The 19730-nt window shown below is 65.5% G+C and carries 22 protein-coding genes and 1 tRNA gene; 13 read left to right on the top strand and 10 right to left on the bottom strand.

Features of this window, described 5'->3' with window-relative positions:
- Positions 1-93 precede the first annotated feature (93 nt).
- The 3 genes from L1277_RS09380 to L1277_RS09370 all read right to left on the bottom strand — a co-directional run bounded on the left by L1277_RS09380 (position 94) and on the right by L1277_RS09370 (position 2965).
- Positions 94-930: an LmeA family phospholipid-binding protein gene (locus tag L1277_RS09380; RefSeq protein ID WP_253376115.1), complete on the bottom strand. Its 837-nt coding sequence runs from the start codon at positions 928-930 to the stop codon at positions 94-96.
- A 1-nt stretch (position 931) separates the two neighbouring features.
- On the bottom strand, positions 932-2599 hold the full coding sequence (locus L1277_RS09375; RefSeq protein WP_253376114.1) for an arginine--tRNA ligase: 1668 nt from the start codon (positions 2597-2599) through the stop codon (positions 932-934).
- Positions 2600-2695: 96 nt separating this feature from the next.
- Entirely contained in the window at positions 2696-2965 is a 270-nt protein-coding gene (locus L1277_RS09370; RefSeq protein ID WP_253376113.1) for a hypothetical protein, read from the bottom strand.
- Here L1277_RS09370 and L1277_RS09365 point away from each other — a divergent pair.
- Entirely contained in the window at positions 2964-3344 is a 381-nt protein-coding gene (locus L1277_RS09365) for a hypothetical protein (RefSeq protein ID WP_253376112.1), read from the top strand. The two genes, L1277_RS09370 and L1277_RS09365, sit on opposite strands and share 2 nt — an antisense overlap.
- Before the next feature lie 16 nt (positions 3345-3360).
- The gene (locus L1277_RS09360) at positions 3361-3825 is read left to right on the top strand and encodes a phage tail protein (RefSeq protein ID WP_253376111.1); all 465 of its coding nucleotides are present in this window, start codon (positions 3361-3363) and stop codon (positions 3823-3825) included.
- A gap of 3 nt (positions 3826-3828) precedes the next feature.
- Here the strand turns inward: L1277_RS09360 and L1277_RS09355 are convergent, their stop codons facing one another.
- Positions 3829-4200 carry a VOC family protein gene (locus L1277_RS09355; protein WP_253376110.1) on the bottom strand — a complete coding sequence of 124 codons (372 nt, stop codon included), beginning with the start codon at positions 4198-4200 and terminating at the stop codon, positions 3829-3831.
- Between the two features lie 37 nt (positions 4201-4237).
- A complete protein-coding gene (locus L1277_RS09350) occupies positions 4238-5032 on the bottom strand; it encodes a transglutaminase family protein (protein WP_253376109.1) in 795 nt (264 codons plus the stop codon).
- A gap of 109 nt (positions 5033-5141) precedes the next feature.
- Between L1277_RS09350 and L1277_RS09345 the strand changes: the two genes are divergently transcribed.
- Positions 5142-5214 (top strand) — tRNA-Arg (locus L1277_RS09345).
- Positions 5215-5325: 111 nt separating this feature from the next.
- Positions 5326-6738 (top strand): amidase, encoded by a 1413-nt coding sequence (locus L1277_RS09340; RefSeq protein ID WP_253376108.1) that lies wholly within the window; start codon positions 5326-5328, stop codon positions 6736-6738.
- Positions 6739-6740: 2 nt separating this feature from the next.
- Here the strand turns inward: L1277_RS09340 and L1277_RS09335 are convergent, their stop codons facing one another.
- Together L1277_RS09335 and L1277_RS09330 are read right to left on the bottom strand one after the other, a co-directional pair.
- Positions 6741-7349 (bottom strand): hypothetical protein, encoded by a 609-nt coding sequence (locus L1277_RS09335; protein ID WP_253376107.1) that lies wholly within the window; start codon positions 7347-7349, stop codon positions 6741-6743.
- Entirely contained in the window at positions 7342-7680 is a 339-nt protein-coding gene (locus tag L1277_RS09330; protein ID WP_253376106.1) for a PadR family transcriptional regulator, read from the bottom strand. Before L1277_RS09330 ends, L1277_RS09335 begins: the two co-directional genes overlap by 8 nt.
- An 83-nt stretch (positions 7681-7763) precedes the next feature.
- Between L1277_RS09330 and L1277_RS09325 the strand changes: the two genes are divergently transcribed.
- The 3 genes from L1277_RS09325 (at position 7764) to L1277_RS09315 (ending at position 10788) form a co-directional block, all read left to right on the top strand.
- Positions 7764-8612, top strand: coding sequence for an LLM class flavin-dependent oxidoreductase (locus tag L1277_RS09325; RefSeq protein WP_253376105.1), 849 nt, complete (start codon positions 7764-7766; stop codon positions 8610-8612).
- 103 nt (positions 8613-8715) lie between these two features.
- Positions 8716-9720 (top strand): DUF2804 domain-containing protein, encoded by a 1005-nt coding sequence (locus L1277_RS09320; protein WP_253376104.1) that lies wholly within the window; start codon positions 8716-8718, stop codon positions 9718-9720.
- 30 nt (positions 9721-9750) lie between these two features.
- Positions 9751-10788, top strand: coding sequence for a DUF4037 domain-containing protein (locus tag L1277_RS09315; protein WP_253376300.1), 1038 nt, complete (start codon positions 9751-9753; stop codon positions 10786-10788).
- A gap of 7 nt (positions 10789-10795) precedes the next feature.
- Here the strand turns inward: L1277_RS09315 and L1277_RS09310 are convergent, their stop codons facing one another.
- Entirely contained in the window at positions 10796-11638 is an 843-nt protein-coding gene (locus tag L1277_RS09310) for a DUF3097 domain-containing protein (RefSeq protein ID WP_253376103.1), read from the bottom strand.
- Between the two features lie 186 nt (positions 11639-11824).
- Entirely contained in the window at positions 11825-12142 is a 318-nt protein-coding gene (locus L1277_RS09305; protein ID WP_253376102.1) for a hypothetical protein, read from the bottom strand.
- Between the two features lie 19 nt (positions 12143-12161).
- On the opposite strand from L1277_RS09305, the gene L1277_RS09300 reads away from it, so the two are divergent.
- The 3 genes from L1277_RS09300 (at position 12162) to L1277_RS09290 (ending at position 15926) form a co-directional block, all read left to right on the top strand.
- Positions 12162-12938 carry an alpha/beta fold hydrolase gene (locus L1277_RS09300; protein ID WP_253376101.1) on the top strand — a complete coding sequence of 259 codons (777 nt, stop codon included), beginning with the start codon at positions 12162-12164 and terminating at the stop codon, positions 12936-12938.
- Between the two features lie 109 nt (positions 12939-13047).
- A complete protein-coding gene (locus L1277_RS09295; protein ID WP_253376100.1) occupies positions 13048-15105 on the top strand; it encodes a TPM domain-containing protein in 2058 nt (685 codons plus the stop codon).
- Between the two features lie 38 nt (positions 15106-15143).
- A complete protein-coding gene (locus tag L1277_RS09290) occupies positions 15144-15926 on the top strand; it encodes a PspA/IM30 family protein (RefSeq protein WP_253376099.1) in 783 nt (260 codons plus the stop codon).
- A gap of 252 nt (positions 15927-16178) precedes the next feature.
- Here L1277_RS09290 and L1277_RS09285 read toward each other — a convergent pair whose 3' ends face one another.
- Positions 16179-16925, bottom strand: a complete 747-nt coding sequence (locus tag L1277_RS09285) for a gamma-glutamyl-gamma-aminobutyrate hydrolase family protein (protein ID WP_253376098.1) — start codon at positions 16923-16925, stop codon at positions 16179-16181.
- Between the two features lie 135 nt (positions 16926-17060).
- Here L1277_RS09285 and L1277_RS09280 point away from each other — a divergent pair, with 135 nt between their 5' ends.
- From L1277_RS09280 to L1277_RS09270, 3 genes are read left to right on the top strand one after another with little or no spacing between them, the layout of a single operon-like run.
- On the top strand, positions 17061-17876 hold the full coding sequence (locus L1277_RS09280) for an arginase family protein (RefSeq protein WP_253376097.1): 816 nt from the start codon (positions 17061-17063) through the stop codon (positions 17874-17876).
- 38 nt (positions 17877-17914) lie between these two features.
- Positions 17915-19342 (top strand): NAD(P)/FAD-dependent oxidoreductase, encoded by a 1428-nt coding sequence (locus L1277_RS09275; protein WP_253376096.1) that lies wholly within the window; start codon positions 17915-17917, stop codon positions 19340-19342.
- Entirely contained in the window at positions 19339-19719 is a 381-nt protein-coding gene (locus L1277_RS09270) for a Fe-S oxidoreductase (protein ID WP_253376095.1), read from the top strand. Before L1277_RS09275 ends, L1277_RS09270 begins: the two co-directional genes overlap by 4 nt.
- The last annotated feature ends 11 nt before the right edge of the window (positions 19720-19730 follow it).

Here is a 19730-nt window from a genome sequence, read left to right as displayed (position 1 = left end):
ACCGAGAACTCGCTGGTGCCCGGGAATCGGCGATGTCAGGAATTCTGTCAGAGGGCGTATGCGGCGCTCGGCATCCGAGGCGAAATGTGACGGTCAGCCGATTTCGGGGCAGCTCCCACGTTTGCCGAGCGATTCTCCGTTGAGCGTGAAGTCGCGGGCGGTGAGGGCGAGTGTTGCGGTTTCCAGGGTGACGTCGATGCCTGCGATCGTGACCCCGACGGGCAGCCGGTCTGCCACGCAAATGCGCACCGGCTGGGCGCCGAGGATCCGGTCGATGACGCCGGACACGTCGAGCGAACCGACGTCGCTCGTGACGTTTGCGGCAACGGGCGTTGCGAGCACATCGGTGCCGTCGGGAGACAGCGTCGCGTTGACGAGGTAGCCGAGGGTGAAGCCCAGGACGGTGGCGGAGTCTGCATAGCTGACCACGTTGTCACCGAGGGCCACTTCGGGGTCGTTGCCGGGGAGCGTGAGCAATCCGTTAATCGCGCCGGGACCGAGGCTCACGGTGGCGTCGATGTTACCCACCGGCTGCTTGAGGTCGAGTGGCACCTGGCTGGCGACGAGCGTGAACTGTGCCGGGCTGCCGTCAACCATGGCGTCGTCGCTCGAGAGGGTGACCTGGTCGAGTTTTCCGGTGAAGATCTGGAAGAGAACCCAGTCGCCTGCGATATCGACGTCCACCGAGGCATCGACCGATGCGGGCAGGCTTGATTTCACGGCGACCGCGATCGCGTCGGTTGCGATGCCCTTGGTGACGTTCTCAGCGAGGAAGAGCCCGCCGATCACGAGAGCGACGGCCGCCACCAGAATAATCAACCCGACGATCCAGCCGCGCACCCGCCGGCGTTTACGCGGCGGCTCGGAGCTTTCGACGAGCGCTGCCTGGCGGCGAAGCGCCTCCCAACCGTCGGTGTCCGCGAGTGTCATGTCACATCCTGTCTGGCGCTGTCACTCCAACCAGGTCGAGGCCGTTTCGGAGAACCTGCCCCGTTGCGTCGTTGAGCCACAGTCGTGATCGGTGCACGTCGCCGACCGGTTCGTCGCCGAGTGGGATCACCCGGCAGTTGTCGTACCAACGGTGGTAGAGGCCCGCGACTTCTTCAAGATAGCGTGCGACGCGGTGCGGTTCACGAAGTTCGGCGGCCTGGGCAACAATTCGCGGGAACTCCTGCAGAGCGCCGAGCAGGGCTGACTCGGTTTCGTGGTCGAGCAATTCGGGAGTGAACGCACTGCGGTCCACTTCAGCCGCTTCGGCGTTGCGGGCGACCGAGCGGGTACGCGCGTGGGCGTACTGCACGTAGAAGACGGGGTTGTCGTTGCTGCGCTTCCTCAGCTGCTCCGGGTCGAGCGTGAGGGGCGAGTCGGCCGGGTAGCGGGCGAGCGAGTAGCGCAGGGCGTCGGTGCCGATCCACGCCTGGAGGTCGTCAAGTTCGATGATGTTGCCTGCGCGCTTGGACAGCTTGGCGCCGTTGACGCTGACGAGCTGCCCGATGAGAATTTCGATGTCGGTGTCAGGGTTGTCGCCGGCCGCACCGGCGAGGGCGCGGAGCCGGTGCACGTAGCCGTGGTGGTCGGCACCGAGCAGGTAAATTTTGTGCTCAAAACCGCGGTCCGACTTGGAGAGGTAATACGCGGCGTCCGCGGCGAAGTATGTATAGATGCTGTTTCCGCGACGGATCACGCGGTCTTTGTCATCACCGAAGTCCGTCGTTCGCACCCAGACGGCGTCGTCTTCGTCGAACACGTGCCCCTGCTGCCGCAGTCGTTCGACCGCATTGTCGATGGCACTTGTCCCCGTTTGCGCGTCCTTTGCGTGCAGTTCACGTTCAGAGAACCAGACATCGAAATGCACGTTGAAGCTGGCCAGTGACTTCTCGATCTCCGCCAGCTGAAGCTGGTAGGCACGCTCGCGGGCGATCGCCAGGGCTTCGTCGTCTGGCAGCTCGGTGAGGTTCGGTTCGAGTTCGAGAACCTGGCGACCGAGTTCCGCGATGTACGCCCCCGGGTAGCCGCCCTCGGGAGTCGGCTTGCCCTGAATGGCCGCCAGGACGGATGCGCCGAAGGTGTCCATCTGGCTGCCAGCGTCGTTGATGTAGTACTCACTGGCGACAGTGGCGCCGGAAGCCTTGAGGACCCGGGCGATGGAGTCGCCGAGCGCGGCCCATCGGGTGTGGCCGATGTGCAGCGGACCAGTGGGGTTGGCCGACACGAACTCAAGATTGATGGCGCGACCGGCCTGCGACTCGTTGCGACCGTATTCGACACCGGCCTCAACGATGACCTTGGCGAGGGCGCCGGCCGCTGCCGCGTCGAGCCGTACATTGATGAAGCCGGGACCGGCAACCTCGGCGGTCGCGACTCCGGGTACATCACCCAACGCTGCGGCGAGTTCCGTCGCGAACTCACGCGGGTTGGCGCCGAGTTTCTTGCCAAGCTTCAGGGCGATATTCGAAGCCCAGTCGCCGTGATCGCGGTTGCGCGGACGCTCAAGGACAACGTCCTCCCGTCGCAGCTCAGTGCTTGACCCTTCGCGGTGACGCTCGGCGAGCGGAAGAAGAAGGTCGAAGAGGGCAGCGGAGAGGTCGTCAGGAGTCACGGACTCAATTCTATCGCCAGCGCTCTCCGCCGATTCGCGCGGGCAGCCGGGCATGGCCTCCGCAGCATGCCGAGCTTGATATCTTTCTTCTATCCCTCAGAGAGAGACGTACATGGCTTCCTTGCTTTCCTTCCCACGCTCATCACGTTCCATCGCAGTGATTGTCGCGGCGTCCCTCGGCACCGTGCTTTTCGCGGGGTGCACACCGGAACCGTCTTCGACCGGCTCGGCAAGCCCAACACCGAAGCCCAGTTCCAGTGCGACGAGTGAGCCAAGCACGACTCCCAGCGCCGACCCTACGGAGACCCCCGTCGTTAGCCAGCCCGTCGGAACCACCTGCGATGAGCTGATCACCGCGGACGACATGTACAACTTCAACCCCAACTTCAGCCTGGTCGAAGACGGTGCTCCGAAGGCAGACACCAAAGCTGGCCAGATCGCCGGCATGGGTGGTCTGACCTGCCAGTGGGTTAATAACACGAGCAAGGAAACGATCGACGTTGCTGTCGCCAAGCTCGGCGATGATGAGCTGACCGCTCTGAAGAACCTCGCGATCACCGAGAGCACCCCGGTGCCCACCTACGGCGCTCCCCCTCTCGAGGGCTACTTCACCGTCATCGGCTCGGAAGGTGAAGCCCAAATCTTCACGGGCTCCTACTGGATCGCCGCGCGCTCCGTCGCTTTCTTCGAGCCCGGAGACGCCGAGCAGCTGGCGACGGCCGCTATCGGGCACCTGCCCGCCTAACCTGTCTAGGACCACCATGTCGCACGTCGTCGATTTCACGACTGTTTCACTCGACGGAGTGGAAACTTCTCCCGTCGCGGCGGCTTTGGCCGGATTGCGCGCCAACGAGGCCCGCTACTTCAAAAATAAGTACGATCACGTCTTCACAGTGACCTCGGCGGAGGACGCGGTCGAGGCAGTCGAACGAGTGCACCGCATCCTTCGTGAGGAACGGGACATTGTCATCGGCTCTCGGCCCCTCGAAGCGACAGACTTTATCGTGGACGGCCTGCGGATGACCTACGTCTTCTACGAATCGGGGCTGTCGATCAACGTGATGTACAGCATCGAAGACGGCGGTAAGCGTGCCGTGGGGTTCAAGCTCGCTGAGGGTATGGAGGTGCCTGACGAGCTGGCCTCACGGTTTAAGTTTGCCAGACAGAAGTCGAAGTTGGCCGGAACCATCCGCGGCTCCTTCTTCGTCATCAGAGGCGAATACTGACCGTCAGCTTTCAACAGGCGCCGCCCACGCCGGGCGTGGGATGAGACAGAACGGGTGACCTGCCGGGTCAGCGAAGACGCTGTTCCCGCCGAGCGTCGTTGCTCCCAGTGCGAGCACTGTTGATGTGGCATCGGCGATGTCGTCAACCATGATGTCGAGGTGCATCTGCTGCGGGATGGACGGGTCCGGCCATGTCGGTGGGCGAAGATCGGGAGCGCGCTGGAAGGCCAGCCCCGAAGTGGTTTCGTTCTCCGCCACCACGACGAAGTCCTCGCTGTCAAAGGTGACCGGCAGGCCGAGCAGGTCGGAATAGAACCGGGCCAGGGTCTGCGGGTCGGGGCAGTCGATGATGAGGTGGTGCAGCCGTCCGATCATGCCTCATGCTCCCGCATGCGACGGGCGTGCACCAGAGCTAGGCGAGAAGAACGGGCAGCTCGTGGTCGTCGCGCGGTAGAACGTCAACGACCGCTCCGACGTCGACCCGTGTGAGAGTGAGTCCCCCACAACGATTGGAGAGAAACGCAACGTCGGCGGCGTCCCGACCGGTGGCGATTCGCACCAGTGACGGGCGTGGTGCCAGTCGCGTGGCGTCGATCACCTGCCAGGCACCATCGACCCAGGCCTCTGCCAGTGCGTGGAAGTCCATCGGTTTGAGACCGGGGGCGTAAGCGGATGCCATGCGAGCCGGCACGTCGCACGCCCGAAGCAGCGCAATGACCAGGTGCGCGTAGTCTCGGCACACTCCGCGTGTGGACTCGAGCGTCGTGACAGCACTGTCCGTCGGCCCGCTGGAGCCGGGAACGTACGACAGCGTTTCGAAGACGAACGAGCTGACGGCGTTCACCAGCGCCTGGCCCGCCAGAGAACCGAACAGCCGCCTCGCAGTGGGGCGCAACTGATCGCTCTCGGCATAGCGACTGGGCCGCAGGTAGTGCAGCAGCTCGAGCGTCTCGACCGGGTCAATCGGTCGGATGCCCGCCACGACCGCGTGATAGTGCACCTCGACTCGTCCAGGCTCGCCGGTGAAGCGGTGCAGCCTGGCCCCGTGGCGATCGACCAGTTCCACCGGGGTATAGCCACGACCCGCTGACTGCAGCAACAGCGTCTCGGAGAGGATCGGGGTTCCGGCCGCAACGGCAAGCGCCAGAAGCACGTCGGAGGTGCCGGTCAGATCAAACTCGAGATGGGCTGACACGGTGCGTTGCATGGCCCCATCCTGTCACGAGGGCCCGCAGCGGCTCCGCGGGTTGCGCACGGTCGCTCGTTCAGAAAAGGGGGAATTGGCACCGTTAACTTCTGGTAACTTTGATCTATCCGCCTTCGTAGCTCAGGGGATAGAGCGTCGGTTTCCGGTACCGCAGGTCGGGGGTTCGAATCCCTCCGAGGGCACATTGTGAGAAGGACCCGGTCAGTTTGACTTTCAAGCTGACCGGGTCTTTTCATTGCGGGGCAGGGACGTGCGAACCGTCAGACGCGGAACGCTGAGACGAAGGAGTGCCCGTGCAGCTGTCGGAATATTCCGCGCTCGACGCGACGGGCCTCCGCGAGCTCCTCGCCGCCGGAGCTGTCAGCCCGACCGAGGTTGAGGAGGCTGCCCGAACGGCGATCGGTCGGGTCAATCCCGATCTCAACGCGCTCACTCGCGAGCTGTTCGACCCGGCCCTCGACGCACACCCCGCGGGTGTGCTCGCGGGTGTTCCGTTCCTGATTAAGGACAGCGGCCCGTTCGCGAGGAACGTCGCGTTCACGCTGGGTAGTCGCAGCATTCACGGCGCGGTCGCCCCATTCGACCACGACCTCATGACACGTTTTCGCGCAGCCGGACTCGTGGCCCTCGGCCAGACCACGGCACCAGAGCTCGGGCTGAACTTCGCGACCGAGACCGTGCGATACGGCATCACCCGCAACCCATGGGCACTCGACCGAGGCGTCGGCGGCTCAAGCGGAGGCAGTGCAGCACTTGTCGCGGCCGGGGCCGTCCCGATCGCTCACGCCAACGACGCCGGTGGCTCGATCCGGATCCCGGCGTCCAGCTGCGGCCTGGTTGGGCTCAAGCCCACCCGCGGACGGACCCCGTCTGGCCCGCTCGCCGGTGAGGTGGCTTTCGGTTTGACGGCGGAATTTGCGCTCACGCGCACCGTACGTGACACCGCCCTTCTCCTCGACGCGGTGTCGGCGCCCCTCGTGGGTGAGAAATTTTCGTTGCCGGCCCCGCGGCATCCGTTTATGGAGGATATTCAACGCGATCCCGGGCGGCTGCGGATCGCGTTGCAAACCGATGCCTGGTCGGATGCGCCCACCGACCCGCAGGTGCGTCTGGCCACGACGCGGGTGGCTGAAAGTCTCGAGTGGATTGGTCACACAGTGACAATCGCGTCGCCTGCACTCGACCCAGACGATCTGATCGAGAGTGAAATGCTCGGGGTGTACGCGACAGGTGCCGCGATGTTGCAGGCACCGAGACGCCCGGACCCGATGCTCCTGGAGGGAGTCTCTCGCCGTGTGCTTGAGGAAACCGCTCGGGCCACCGCGCTCGACGTGATGTCGTCAATCGAGGCGCAGCACCGGGTGACGCGTGAGATCGGCCAGTTTTTCGAAGGGTTCGACCTGCTGGTCACTCCGACGCTCGGGCAGCTCCCCGCGCCGCACGGAACCCTCGACTACACCAACGACAGCTACACCGCACGGCAGTGGCTCGCCCGAATTTCAGAGCATGGACCGTTCACGGCGGCGTTCAACATCTCGGGCAACCCGGCGATCAGCCTGCCCCTCGGCGAAAGCCGCGAGTCGCTACCGATCGGTGTGCAACTCGTCGCGGCACAGGGGCGGGAAGATTTGCTTCTCGCCGTGGCGGCCCAGCTCGAACAGGCGATGCCGTGGAGAGACCGGCAGCCTCCCATCTTCGCGGACTGACGTCAGGCGGTGGTCCGGCCCTTCACACGCCAGAGCAGCCAGATTCCGATGACGACGGAGGCCAGCGGCAGCACGAGAACCATCGAGTGCCACGACACCAGCGGCGTGGAAACAAGCGGGTTCAGCGTTTCTGAGCCGTCAGCGGATTCCGACCCCGTGAACCCGAAGATCAGGCTCAGCAGAAACGACACCCCGAGGATGGATGGCACGGCCAGCGTCGCGACCCACTTCTCCCACCGGCGCCAGGCTTCCGACATCCACATCAGGACAATTCCAACGACCCAACCGACCAGCGGCACAATAAATCCGCCGATCGCGATGAGGAGCGCGGCCGTGATGACGAAACCACGCGACGATGTGAGCGACGGCCGGGCGGTGTCGACGATGGCGGGCGCAGCCTGAGCACCTCCGGCAGCCCGCGCCTCCGCCGCAATGAAAGCCGGATCACCGAGCTCTTCGATGCGCGCGGACGCCGTGACGGCGTCGAGACCCATCAGCTCTTCTGCAATTCCCGAACGGATGTCTCGTGCCACGTCACGAGGAACCCCGGCAAGCGACGTGTCCAATTGGGCAAGATAGGAGCGTACGACCTGCGGTGTCTGCTCAGTCATGTGCGGGGTCCCCTTCGATGAGTTCTCGGACGGTGCGCTGGAACGGCGTCCACTGCGTGCGGAATGCGTCCAGGTGATCGGTGCCCGCCGGAGTGAGGCGGTAGTACTTGCGAACAGGGCCCGCAGCCGAAGCCTCGTCATACGACACGACAAAGCCCTTCTCGCGAAGCCGACCCAGGACGGGATACAGCGTGCCGATGCTCGCGATCACGCCGTGCGACGTCAGTGTTTCGGCGAGTTGCCAGCCGTACATCGGCTCGCGCGACAAGAGGCCAAGCACGCAGTACTCGACCACGCCCTTGCGCAATTGCGCTCCAACATCCGCTGTCATGCGTAACAAGTTACCTTGCGACGCAGGTGAGCGCCAGAGCTGTGGGCCAGCGACGCCTGCAGAGGGCCGATTAGAGTGCTCGCATGAAGTATGGCGTCCACCTCCCCAACTTCGGTGCCTTCGGGAATGCCCGCGTTCTGGCTGAGCTCGCGAGCGACGCTGAAAACGCCGGTTGGGACGGTTTCTTTCTATGGGATCATCTCCTCTTCTGTGAGTTTGATCGCAACGACCACGTCGATCCCTGGGTCGCTTTGACCGCCGTCGCCGCCGCGACCGACCGAATTCTGCTTGGCCCGCTCGTCACTCCCCTGCCCCGGCGCCTGCCGTGGGAACTGGCACGGCAGGCGGTGTCGCTTCAGAACTTTTCGGGCGGACGCCTCATCCTGGGTGTGGGCCTCGGCGAACCGACCGAGTGGGACTTCCGCTATTTCGGAACGGAAACCGACCCGGCGACCCGCGCCGCGAAGCTCGACGAGGGGCTCGCCATACTCACCGGCCTGTGGACGGGCGACACGTTCGGTTTCAGCGGTGCGCACTACTCGCTCGAGCCCATGACCTTCCTCCCGGCACCGTCGTCTCCCATCCCCATCTGGGTGGGCGGAGCATGGCCCAACCGTCGGCCGTTTCGGCGGGCATCACGGTACGACGGCGTGGTGCCGCTGTTCCACACGACGCTGAGCACCGAAGTGCTTCGGCCCGTCGTGAACTATGTTGCGGAACACCGCGGACCTTCTACCGTCGATTTCGACGTTGTGGTGAGCGGTGCGTCAGAACCGGATGGCACCGGTATTCCGCCGGGCATCGAGTCGCTCGCCTCCTGGTGGATCGAGGACATCAGCCCTCTTCGGTTCGGGTGGGATTGGCCCGACCTCGCCGGCGAGTGGGACCGTGAGGCACTTCGAGCCCGCATCGTTGCCGGTCCGCCCCGGTAGTCCGCCATCCGTCCTCCCGCGTCACGTGCACAGCATGCACTCGTCGCCGATAGGATCGGCGAAACCGGGTAGAAACCCGCATCCCCAACGACGAGGGTCCCACATGCGTGAACTCGAAATCACCGCGCCGGTCTCGCTGACTGGCCCAGACGGACGGCTCAACCCCGCTGCCGTCGGATGGAGCAGAACTCCGATGCACCGCACGGACGGCATCGGGAAGATGGGCACCGGCTGGGGCAGGAACAAGCGGTGGGAGTATTGGGCGGTCACGACACCCGCCCACATCGTTTCGGTGACGGTGTCGAGCCTCGACTACGCGGCGGTGCACGATCTCTGGGTGTTCGATCGCGCGACCGAGAACATCGTGCACACCGGCGTGATCCGGCCGCTGAGCCGAAGCGTTCGGCTCCCGGGCACACTCGGCGAAGCACCGGCACAGGTGCGAACCCGGCCACTGCGGGTCGACATCGCCGAGGAAGCCGGCGGCACCCGGCTGCGGGCGCGCACCGATCGGGTGAGCATCGACATCCTGGCGGCTCGGCCCGACGGCCATGAGGCGCTGGCCGTCGTCGTGCCGTGGTCGACAACTCGATTCCAGTACACCGTGAAAGACGTCGCTCGACCCGCGACCGGCTCGATCACCATCGACGGCACACGCATCGAGATTCCGGCCGGCGAGTCCTGGGCAACACTCGACCACGGGCGGGGCCGATGGCCATACTCGATGCACTGGAACTGGGCTGCCGGCTCCGGGATGTCGGATGGTCGCGTGGTCGGTGTGCAGCTGGGAAGCAAATGGACCGACGGCACCGGCTCAACCGAGAATGCACTCGTTGTGGACGGCCGGTTGAGCAAGATCAGTGAAGAGCTGACGTGGCACTATGACACCACCAACTGGCTGGCCCCGTGGCACATTTCCGGGGACACTGCTGACCTCGAATTCACCCCGTTCTACGACAAGACCTCGGCGACCGACCTCAAGGTCTTCTCCTCATTCGGGCACCAGTGCTTCGGTGAATTCTCCGGCTGGATGCAAGATGAGTCGGGTCGGCGAGTGTCGTTCGCGGGTATCACCGGGTGGGCAGAGGATGTCAGGAACCGCTGGTAGCCGAGCTGAGCGTCAGAGGATGGAAATGTGATGCTCTCCGGAAACGACCTAGCGCGCGCGTACTACGGTGACGTGGTTGGGCCACTTCTTGCCGAGCAGTGGCCACACCTCTCACACGCCGCCGCGCGATTGGGCAGCGGTTCGGATGTGCTTGGCCTCGATGACGACATGTCACGAGACCACGATTGGGGCCTTCGCCTTACCCTTCTCGTGGAAGCGGATGCCGTCACAGCGGTGCGAGATTACCTGGCGGCTGCCCTGCCGAGCGAGTATCGAGGTTTGCCGACCCGCTTCGGCACCACGTGGCATCCGGATACCGCTCATCAGGTTGAGGTGGCGTCAGTCGCCGACTTCGCGTTCTCCCGTCTCGGGGTGGACGCCACGCGCACCCTGTCGAGAATCGAGTGGCTGTCACTGACCGGCCAGGCGGTACTCGAAGTGACGGCCGGACCCGTTTTTGTCGACACTACCGGTGAGCTGACGCTCCTGCGGGAGCGGCTGTCCTGGTATCCCGACGACCTCTGGCGTTACCTGCTCGCGACCGACTGGGCGCGGATCGGACAAGAGCTTCCGTTCGTCGGCCGAACGGGGTCGCGCGGTGATGACGTCGGTTCACGGCTCATCGCTGGCCGCATCGCGCATGCCGCCATGCACCTCGCATTCTTGCTTGAGCGGCGCTGGCCGCCATACTCCAAGTGGCTGGGCTCGCTGTTCACCGCTTTGCCTCAAGCCGGGGCCGCCGCACCGGCGTTGAATCGCGCCCTCACCGCCGAAACCTGGCAGGAACGCGAGGCCGCACTCTCCGAGGCGCTCAGCGTGTTGCATGATCTGCAGCGCTCGATCGGTTTGCCCGGGGTCGACCGTGTCGTCGCACCGTTCTACGATCGCCCTTTTCTCGGCCTCGGCCAGGTCCCGGAGGCCGTGCTCGACTCCATCACGGACCCGGCCGTGCGCGCCCTTCCTGCTGGCGTTGGCTCGATCGAGCAGGTGTCAGACAACGTCGACGTGCTCACCTCACCAGAGCGACGACTCGCGATGATCACGGCGCTGATCTTTCGCGCGGACTGAACAGTGGCTACGAAACCGGCGCCGTCACAAAGTCGATGAGTTCCTCCACCCGGCCGAGGAAGGCCGGTTCGAGGTCGGAGTAGTTGCGCACACGGCCGAGAATGGCCTGCCAGGCCCGGGCAATGTCGGTCTGCGTCTCGTTCGGCAGCCCGAGCGCGGCGCAAATGCCCTTCTTCCACTCAATCGACCGCGGAATGTTCGGCCATTCCTTGAGCCCGACCCGCGCCGGTTTCACCGACTGCCAGACATCGACGTAGGGGTGACCGACAACGAGAACGTTCCCGCCGTGTGTGCCGCGCATGACGGCATCCGCAATTCGGCTTTCCTTCGATCCGGGCACGAGGTGGTCGACGAGAACACCGACTTTGCGGGTCGGAGTCGGCGCGAAGTCGGCGATGATGGCCGCGAGGTCGTCGATGCCGCCGAGGTATTCGACGACGACGCCTTCAACGCGCAGGTCGTCGCCCCAGACCTTCTCAACGAGTTCGGCGTCGTGGCGACCCTCGACGTAGATGCGTGACGGCAGGGCGACCCGCGCGCGGGCCTCTGCGACCGCAAAGGATCCGGACGCGGTTCGGGTCGGACCGGCCGCCTTCTTCCGCGGCGCGATCAAAATTACGGGTTTACCCTCGAGCAAAAATCCGGGACCGAGCGGAAAGACCCGACGCTTGCCGTGGCGATCTTCGAGCTGCACCGTCTTGCCCTCGATACCGGTGACGGCACCACACCAGCCGCTCATCATCTCTTCGACGACAAGGTCGATAATCGCTTCCTGCTCTGCGGGCGGCGGGGTCTTGCTTGTGCGCCAACCGGTGGCCAGAACATCGCTTCCATACCGGTCGTCACTCACCCTCTTACGTTATCCGGGACAACTGACAGCGAGCGGATGCCACGCCTGTCGGCGGGCAGGTCGGCGAGCGGCACCTTCACGTCCGCACACCGCATCGATGGCGGGAGCACCGGGCCTCGACCTGGTCAGCGGCCCGGCCAGCCACGAAGGGCCACTCAAGAGGGGCCCTCCGTGAATCACAACGGCTTAGCGGTGACCGGCGACGGCCTCGGCGGCCTCTTCGAGCACCGTGTCGACGTCGTGGTGCTGAGCTTCACGCACGGCGATGAGAACGGTGGCGGCGATGACCGCACAGAAAGCCGCGGCAACCCACAGACCGGCGTGCATTCCATCGAGGAATGCGGCGTTGACGCCGGGGAACCCATCGAACACGACTCCGGCTGCTGCGCCTTCGACGGCGTCGGCGGGAAGGCTGGTCGCTGCAACAGCAGGAAGAACCTTCGCGACAATGAGCTGAAAGTCGGAAAATTCCCTGGGCTCAACATTTGTTTCAGGCTTCCGCACACGTGACTACGCTGAAACCATGGAGAGCCGCATTCGCGGGGTTCGCATCACGTACACGGAGCATGGCGCCGGCGTGCCGCTCGTCGCGCTTCATGGTGCCGGAGTCGATCACCGCGAGATTGAGGCTGCACTCGAAGCGGTCCTCCCCCCATCGGGCTACCGGCGCATCTATCCCGACTTGCCCGGCATGGGACGAAGCACCGCAGACGGCCTCACCAGCAACAACGATGTCGTTCACGTTCTCAGTGACTTTGTGGATGAGGTCAGCGCTGACCCGGTCCTGATCATCGGGCATTCCTATGGTGCTTACCTGGCCCGTGGACTCGCGGCGATGCGATCAGAGAAGATACGCGGGCTCGCGCTCATCTGCCCGGTCGGCGCGAGCACAACTGCTCCCCCGCCACATCGGGTGGCTCGCGAGGACGACAATGCCTTCGACGAACTCGACGTCGAGCAGAGGGCGGGATTTGCCGATTACTTCATCGTGCACACCCACGCCACCGCACGCCGGTATCGCGACGCGGTGGCGCCGGGCACAACACTCGTGGACGAGCCCGCCCTCGAGCGCATTTCCTCCGCGTGGGATGTTGACGTCGATGGGGTCCGGTTCCGGGGTGCGACGGTGATTGTCGCCGGTCGCGGTGACTCCACCGCCGGTTATGCCGATGCTGCCCGGCTCATGGACGCCTATCCGAACGCCACATTCGCTGCCATCCATGGCGCCGGTCATGCTCTCATGCACGAGGCACCTGACCTTCTCGGGGCACTTCTTCACGAGTGGTTAGCTCGCGCCTGAATGACGCCGTGCCCCTCTGGGATGACCGAGCCCGGCGGCTCTCTGGACTCCCTCAGCGTCGCGACAATAGACTCGCACCGTACCTCGAACCTCAACAGAAGGTGGGCCGATGCGGGCACGCTCGATCTGGGGCGCGGTGGCTCTCACCGCCGCCGTTGTCCTGGGATTCCCATCCGCTGCGCTTGCCGCTGAGCCCGTCACCCTCGAGAGCTCGCGGGTTCTCGATGAGTCAGGTGTGCTCGATTCGAGCGGCGTCTCCTCGATTGAGGATGCCGTTGACGAGCTTCGTTCGGAGACCGGCGCGGACCTGTGGGTGGTCTACGTCGACACCTTTGAGAACCCGAGCGACGCGGCCGAGTGGGCCAACACCACGGCGCAGAACAACGGTCTCGGACCCAATCAGTACCTGCTGGCTGTGGCCACCGAGGCCCGCACCTATTACCTCTCGGGCGACTCAGGCGGTCCGGTCACCGACGACCAGCTCGGCGACATCGAGCAGCGCGTCATCCTTCCCCAGCTTTCCGACGGCGACTGGGCCGGCGCGGGCGTCGCCGCCGCGCAGGGACTGATCAACGCCATCTCTGGCGACGATGTGACGGATGCTCCGGGCCGGTCGGACGGCGCCTCAAGCGGCACCGTCTGGATTGTTCTCCTCGTTCTCGCCGCAGCGGCTCTCGTTCTCATTGTTGTCCTCGTGCGACGCCGGAGGAAGACTTCCGCCGTTGACCCGCGTGCTGGCGAACCGGCGGAGCTCGCCGCCATTTCCACCGAGGATCTCGGCCGCCAGGCGGGCAGCGCCCTCATCGAGACCGACGACTCTGTGCGCACGAGCGAGCAGGAACTTGGCTTCGCCATCGCCCAGTACGGCGAAGAGTCGGCTGTCGCGTTCCGCGAGGCCATCACCACGGCGAAAAGCACTCTGTCGCAAGCGTTCACCCTTCAGCAAAAGCTCGACGATGCCGAGCCAGACACCGAACAGCAGGTCCGTGCCTGGAACGCCGAGATCATCCAGCTCTGCACCGACGCCAACGCCGCACTCGACACGGAAGCGGCGGCATTCGACCAACTGCGCCAAATTGAGAAAAATGCACCGGATGCCGTCGTCCGGCTTCGCACCGAACTCGGCCGCGTCTCCTCTCGAACGCCCGCCGCCGAGGCAACGCTTGCCCAACTGGCGAGCAGATACAGCCCGGCCGCGCTCGGTGCCGTTGCTGACAACATTGAGGAGGCTGAGGAGCGACTCCGCTTCGCGAGCACCGGGCTGGCTGCCGCCGAGCAGGACGTTCGAGAGGGTGACCTGTCGACCGCAGCGGTCGGCATCCGCGCCACCGAAGAATCGCTGAAACAAGCCGGGATTCTCCTCGACGCCATCGACCACGCCGCATCGGATCTACAGACCGCCGAGCAGTCCATTCGGACGCTCAGCACCGAATTGCAGACCGATCTGCAGCTTGCTCGGTCTCAGCCCGATCCCGAGGGAGCACTCGCTAATGTCATCGGCGCGACCGAGGGAATTCTCGCCGAGATCGACGCCGACCGCGCCCAGGGGGTGTACTCCCCTGTCGAGATGGTTCAACGTCTCGAAGCCGCCAACCGTGCCATCGACGGAGTGCTCCAACAAGTGCGCGACGCCGAGTCGCAGAAACGACACGCGCAAACGATGCTCGCGCAGTCTCTGTCGAGCGCTCAGGCTCAGGTGGCCGCAGCCGAGGAGTACGTCACAACACGACGAGGAGCCGTTGGTGCTGAAGCCCGCACCCGCCTGGCCGAAGCCGGACGCAACCTGACCTTGGCCACGCAGCTGCAGGCATCCGATTCGGTGTCAGCTTTGGCCTACGCGCAGCGCGCTAACGACCTCGCGCAACAGGCAATGCAGTACGCACAAAACGACGTCGGCGGGTTCTCAAACTCGTATGGCGGCTCCGGCCTCGATGGCCTGATGGGCGGCGGACGACGCTCGGGCGACGGCTCAATGGGCGCCATCCTCGGCGGAATCCTCATCGGCCAAGTGCTCGGTGGCGGAGGCGGCATGTTCGGTGGCGGAGGAGGTCGCTCGAGCGCAGGCTTCGGTGGCGGATTTGGCGGTGGCGGCCGCTCAAGCGGACGCAGCGCAGGAAGTTTCGGCGGGAGCGGATCACGCTCCAGGCGAGGTGGCGGCCGCTTCTAGGGCCGTCGTAATACATCAACCGATCGGAAGGAAGAACTATGACCAAGCAGTCGATCTTCGGGCGTATTGCCCAGCTGGCGAAAGCGAACATCAACGCGCTCATCGACCAGGCAGAAGACCCCCAGCTCATGCTCGACCAGATGGTGCGCGACTACACCAACAGCATCGCGGACGCCGAGAGCGCCATCGCCGAGACGATCGGAAACCTGCGCCTGCTCGAGGAAGACCACGCCGAAGACGTGCGTGCCGCAAGCGACTGGGGCAACAAGGCGCTCGCTGCGAGCCGCAAGGCCGACGAGTACCGCTCGGCCGGCAACGCGGGCGACGCTGACAAGTTCGATAACCTCGCGAAGGTCGCGTTGCAGCGCCAGATCACCTCGGAGAACGAGGCACGCATGGCTGAGCCGCAGATCGCCTCGCAGACCCAGGTTGTTGACCAGCTGAAGAACGGCCTCAACGGCATGAAGCAGAAGCTCGAGCAGCTCAAGTCGAAGCGCAGCGAGCTCCTCGCCCGCGCCAAGACGGCTGAGGCTCAGCGGAAGGTCGCGGACGCCGTCAAGAGCATCGACATCATGGACCCGACCAGCGAGGTCAGCCGGTTCGAAGACAAGATTCGTCGCGAGGAGGCGAAGGTGCGCGGGCAGCAGGAGCTCGCCGCGTCGAGCCTCGACGCGCAGTTCGAGTCGCTCGAAGACATCGGAGAGCTCACGGAGGTCGAGGCGCGGCTCGCCGCGCTCAAGTCGGGCGGTTCTCCCGCCGTGTCGGCGACGCCGAGCACGCCCGGTATCACCTCGGGCGCTCCGTACACGCCCGGCGAGTAGCGGCTTCCGGTACCGCCGGATTTTCCGGACATCGCACGTTGTCAGGCAGATTTCTTCCACTTCTGTCCTGATCATCGTGCGATGTCCTGTTGTGCGGTGCCGGAGCATCCGCTGGCTGCGCCAGAAAAGGAAATCGCGCCCGTAGAAGGATCGCGGTTCGAAAATTGTCCTTCTCTCGGTGCGATGTCCGTGCGTCAGCGTGGTGCACGGGAGAGCAGCAGGCGAGCGGATGCTTCGGCGCACGCAGCAACGTCAGGAACGCTGCAGCACAGCCCGGGTGTCTGCGGCCAGCGCGTCGAGCAGCACGCGTAGCTGCCCGGTCGGGGCGAGGAGCGCCTCCGGGTGCCACTGCACACCGGTGATCGGCAGCGACTCGTGCTCGATCGCTTCGATGTGCCCGTCGTGGGCCCAGCCGACCGCGGTGAGACCCGAGCCGAGTCGGTCGACAACCTGGTGGTGAGCGCTCTGCACGAGGATGTGTCCACGACCGAAGCGCTCGGCCAGCCGCGACCCGCGCTCGAGCTGAACGGGGTGCTCGATCAGGGCGTACTCCACGGGCAGGTCGATGACCCGATGACCGGGTGCTTCGACGTGCTGCAGCAGAGTGCCGCCGAGCGCGACGTTGATGATCTGGTGGCCGCGGCAAATGCCGAGCACGGGGAGCCGCCGCTCGGCAGCCCGGCGGACAAGCTCGATCTGCGCGGCATCCGCGATCTCGAAGTGCGACCCCTCACCCTCGTATCCGCGCTGGCCATCGTAGAACTGAGGGTCGATGTCTTCGCCGCCCATCACCACGATGGCATCGGCGTCATCGGCGGCATGCAGCAGCCCGTCGACCCCGAGGTCAGCCGCAGAGAGCTGGGTGACGTCCCACCCGGTGGCGCGTGCTTCAGCGGCCGCGCGATCGATCATGGTGCGGACGTACGCGTCATACTCTGGGGCGTTCTCCCGCCGGGTGGTCACTTCGACCACGACGAGGCGCGCAGCGGTGTCAAGCATGGCGGGCCTCCTTCGGGTTTCGAGATTCCATTGTGCCTTGTCCCGGTGGGAAACACGCCCTTCTGCCGAAACAGCGCGCAACACTCGCACGCCACCGAGTCCCACAAGTGACGCCCACTGCCGGATACTAAGGGGATGGCGACATTCATGGTTGTGCCCGCGTGGCAGGGTTCCGGTTCTTCTCGAGCGATGCGGCTGATCGACGGGGCCGAGGCGATTCGAGGCGACTTGCCCTCCGCAGCCACGGTACTCGTCGATGTTCCGGTCGAAGCCGGTGAGTCGCTCGAGACCGGAGTGAACCGGTTGGCGTCGATCGCCACCATCCGCGAGCGCCAGTTAGCCGCGCTGCGGGTCGCCACGGCACCCGTGATCACGATCGGCGGAGGCTGCGCTGTTGAACTGGCCGCGGTCGAGCATGCGGCAGCGAACGGCGACGTCTGCCTGCTCTGGATCGACGCCCACCCCGACCTCAACGCGGCCGACGGTTCACCCTCGGGCGCGTTCGACGGCATGGTGCTGCGATCCCTCCTCGGCCAGGGCATCCCCCAGCTCGCGTCGACCGCTCCCCTGCGCCCCGATCACGTCGTCGTTCTCGGTGCCCGCGCGATCGACGATGCGGAGCAACCGGTGATTGACGATCTTTCGATACGGATGCTGTCGGTTGACGATTGGACGCCAGCCAAACTTATTGGGGCACTACAGGCATCCGGTGCATCGAAGATATACATTCACGTTGACCTCGACGTGCTCGACCCCGCAGACATTGCGGGAACGTCGTGGGCTGAACCGTTCGGCCTGCCGGCCGCGCACCTCGTGGAGCTGATCGGCGCCGTTCGCGCCGAGTTTGAGCTCGCCGGCGCAGGAATCTGCGGCTTCGCCCCCTCAAGCCCCGAGCGCGCGTCCGACGACATGGGCACGATCCTGCGAATCATCGGAGCGCTCGCGCGCTGACTCTCGTCAGTACCGGTGGTGACCGGTAGCCTCGGGTCATGACTGACGTGCAGTATGACCTCATCGTGCTCGGTGCAGGGCCGGTTGGGGAGAATGTCGCCGACTACGCCACTCAGGCCAGCCTGAAATGTGTGATCGTTGAGAGCGAGCTCGTTGGCGGTGACTGCTCGTTCTGGGCCTGTATTCCGTCGAAGGCGCTGCTGCGCCCGCCGTCGGCTCGCGATGCCGCTCGTCGGGTCGCCGGCGCGCGCGAAGCGGTCACCGGCCCCCTCGATGTTGCGGCTGTGCTGGCCCGCCGCGACGAGTTTGTGAGCAACTGGGATGACGCCGGCTCACTGCCCTGGCTCGAGGGTGCCGGCATCGACCTGGTTCGCGGCCACGGCCGCCTGGCCGGCGAACGCCGGGTTGAGGTCACCACGGCCGACGGAGACACGGTCGTGCTCACCGCGAGGCACGCGGTCGCCGTGTGCACCGGATCGGCCGCGCTCATTCCGAACATCCCCGGGCTCGCTGACGCCAACCCGTGGACTAGCCGAGACGCCACCAGCGTGAAAGACGTACCCGCCTCGCTCGCGATCATCGGCGGCGGAGTGGTCGCCGCCGAGATGGCGACGGCGTTTGTCGCGCTCGGTTCCGAGGTGACCGTCATCGCGAGGAGCGGGCTGCTCGCCGGCCTTGAAGACATCGCGGGCGACGCCGTCACGAAGCGCCTCCGCGCCGACGGTGCCACGGTGCTGCACGGCTCTCCGGTCGGCGTGAGCCGCGGCGGTGCTGGCGACGTGACCATCGAGCTCGACTCGGGCGAGACCGTCACGGCGACCGAGGTGCTCGTTGCAACCGGTCGCACGCCGCGCTCGGCCGACATCGGACTGGAGCGCATCGGCCTCACCCCCGGCGAGTGGTTGACGGTCGACGATTCGCTCCGCGTCGATGGCGTCGACGGGGGCTGGCTGTACGCGGCCGGCGACGTCAACCACCGCGCGCTGCTGACCCACCAGGGCAAATACCAGGGCCGGGCAGCGGGCATGGCGATCGCCGCCCGCGTGACGGCCCCGACAACCGAGGCCGACCCCTGGAGCGACCTCGCGGCATCCGCTGATCATGAACGAGTGCCGTCTGTCGTGTTCAGCGAACCGCAGGTGGCAAGCATCGGGCTGACTGCCGACGCGGCCGCGAAGGCGGGCTACCGCACGCGCGTGGTCGACTACGACCTGGGTGCCGTTTCCGGTTCGGGCCTCCACGCCGATGGATACGAGGGCGCCGCCCGCATGGTTGTCGACGAGGATCGAGGCGTTGCCCTCGGTGTGACTTTTGTGGGAGCGGATGTCGCGGAGCTGTTGCACGCCGCGACCATTGCCGTTGTCGGGGAAGTTCCGCTCTCCCGACTGTGGCATGCGGTGCCGGCCTTTCCGACAATGAGCGAGATCTGGCTCCGGCTGCTCGAGACCTACCGGGCCGGGGAGTGACCGGGGTGCTGATCGACTCTGCGCTGAGCCGCGCCGGTTACCTATATGCAACCGCCGTGGGCTTCGTCTGGGGTTCACTGTGGTCGACCGGGAAGATCCGGCGGCGAAACGGCTTGTTCGTGTTCACCGGGATGCCTAACTGGACGTTCGGGCGGGGCGGCTCGTGCGTCGGCTCGTGTTACCTGACCAACCGCAACGTGTCGGCCGATGTGCTCGAGCATGAGGCCGTGCACAAGCGGCAGTGGCAGCGGTACGGGATGCTGTTTCCGATCCTGTACTTCTTCGCCGGGCGGAACCCGCTCACGAACCGGTTCGAGATTGAGGCGGGGCTCGAGAAGGGCGGATACCTGCGCGCCTCCCGCCCCCGCACGCGCTGAGTGAGCGCCGG

The sequence above is a fragment of the Okibacterium sp. HSC-33S16 genome (assembly GCF_024171565.1).
Taxonomy (GTDB): Bacteria; Actinomycetota; Actinomycetes; order Actinomycetales; family Microbacteriaceae; genus Mycetocola_A.
This window is presented reverse-complemented; position numbering and strand designations above follow the sequence as displayed.

Excerpts from the sequence above, each read along its gene's own strand:
- L1277_RS09275 (WP_253376096.1), top strand. The coding sequence starts at position 17,915 with ATGACTGACGTGCAGTATGACCTCATCGTGCTCGGTGCAGGGCCGGTT.
- L1277_RS09325 (WP_253376105.1), top strand. The coding sequence starts at position 7,764 with ATGAAGTATGGCGTCCACCTCCCCAACTTCGGTGCCTTCGGGAATGCC.
- L1277_RS09350 (WP_253376109.1), bottom strand. The coding sequence starts at position 5,032 with ATGCAACGCACCGTGTCAGCCCATCTCGAGTTTGATCTGACCGGCACC.
- L1277_RS09360 (WP_253376111.1), top strand. The coding sequence starts at position 3,361 with ATGTCGCACGTCGTCGATTTCACGACTGTTTCACTCGACGGAGTGGAA.
- L1277_RS09280 (WP_253376097.1), top strand. The coding sequence starts at position 17,061 with ATGGCGACATTCATGGTTGTGCCCGCGTGGCAGGGTTCCGGTTCTTCT.
- L1277_RS09290 (WP_253376099.1), top strand. The coding sequence starts at position 15,144 with ATGACCAAGCAGTCGATCTTCGGGCGTATTGCCCAGCTGGCGAAAGCG.
- L1277_RS09380 (WP_253376115.1), bottom strand. The coding sequence starts at position 930 with ATGACACTCGCGGACACCGACGGTTGGGAGGCGCTTCGCCGCCAGGCA.
- L1277_RS09335 (WP_253376107.1), bottom strand. The coding sequence starts at position 7,349 with ATGACTGAGCAGACACCGCAGGTCGTACGCTCCTATCTTGCCCAATTG.
- L1277_RS09370 (WP_253376113.1), bottom strand. The coding sequence starts at position 2,965 with ATGTCGTCCGCGGTGATCAGCTCATCGCAGGTGGTTCCGACGGGCTGG.
- L1277_RS09285 (WP_253376098.1), bottom strand. The coding sequence starts at position 16,925 with ATGCTTGACACCGCTGCGCGCCTCGTCGTGGTCGAAGTGACCACCCGG.
- L1277_RS09300 (WP_253376101.1), top strand. The coding sequence starts at position 12,162 with ATGGAGAGCCGCATTCGCGGGGTTCGCATCACGTACACGGAGCATGGC.
- L1277_RS09295 (WP_253376100.1), top strand. The coding sequence starts at position 13,048 with ATGCGGGCACGCTCGATCTGGGGCGCGGTGGCTCTCACCGCCGCCGTT.
- L1277_RS09320 (WP_253376104.1), top strand. The coding sequence starts at position 8,716 with ATGCGTGAACTCGAAATCACCGCGCCGGTCTCGCTGACTGGCCCAGAC.
- L1277_RS09355 (WP_253376110.1), bottom strand. The coding sequence starts at position 4,200 with ATGATCGGACGGCTGCACCACCTCATCATCGACTGCCCCGACCCGCAG.
- L1277_RS09365 (WP_253376112.1), top strand. The coding sequence starts at position 2,964 with ATGTACAACTTCAACCCCAACTTCAGCCTGGTCGAAGACGGTGCTCCG.
- L1277_RS09330 (WP_253376106.1), bottom strand. The coding sequence starts at position 7,680 with ATGACAGCGGATGTTGGAGCGCAATTGCGCAAGGGCGTGGTCGAGTAC.
- L1277_RS09315 (WP_253376300.1), top strand. The coding sequence starts at position 9,751 with ATGCTCTCCGGAAACGACCTAGCGCGCGCGTACTACGGTGACGTGGTT.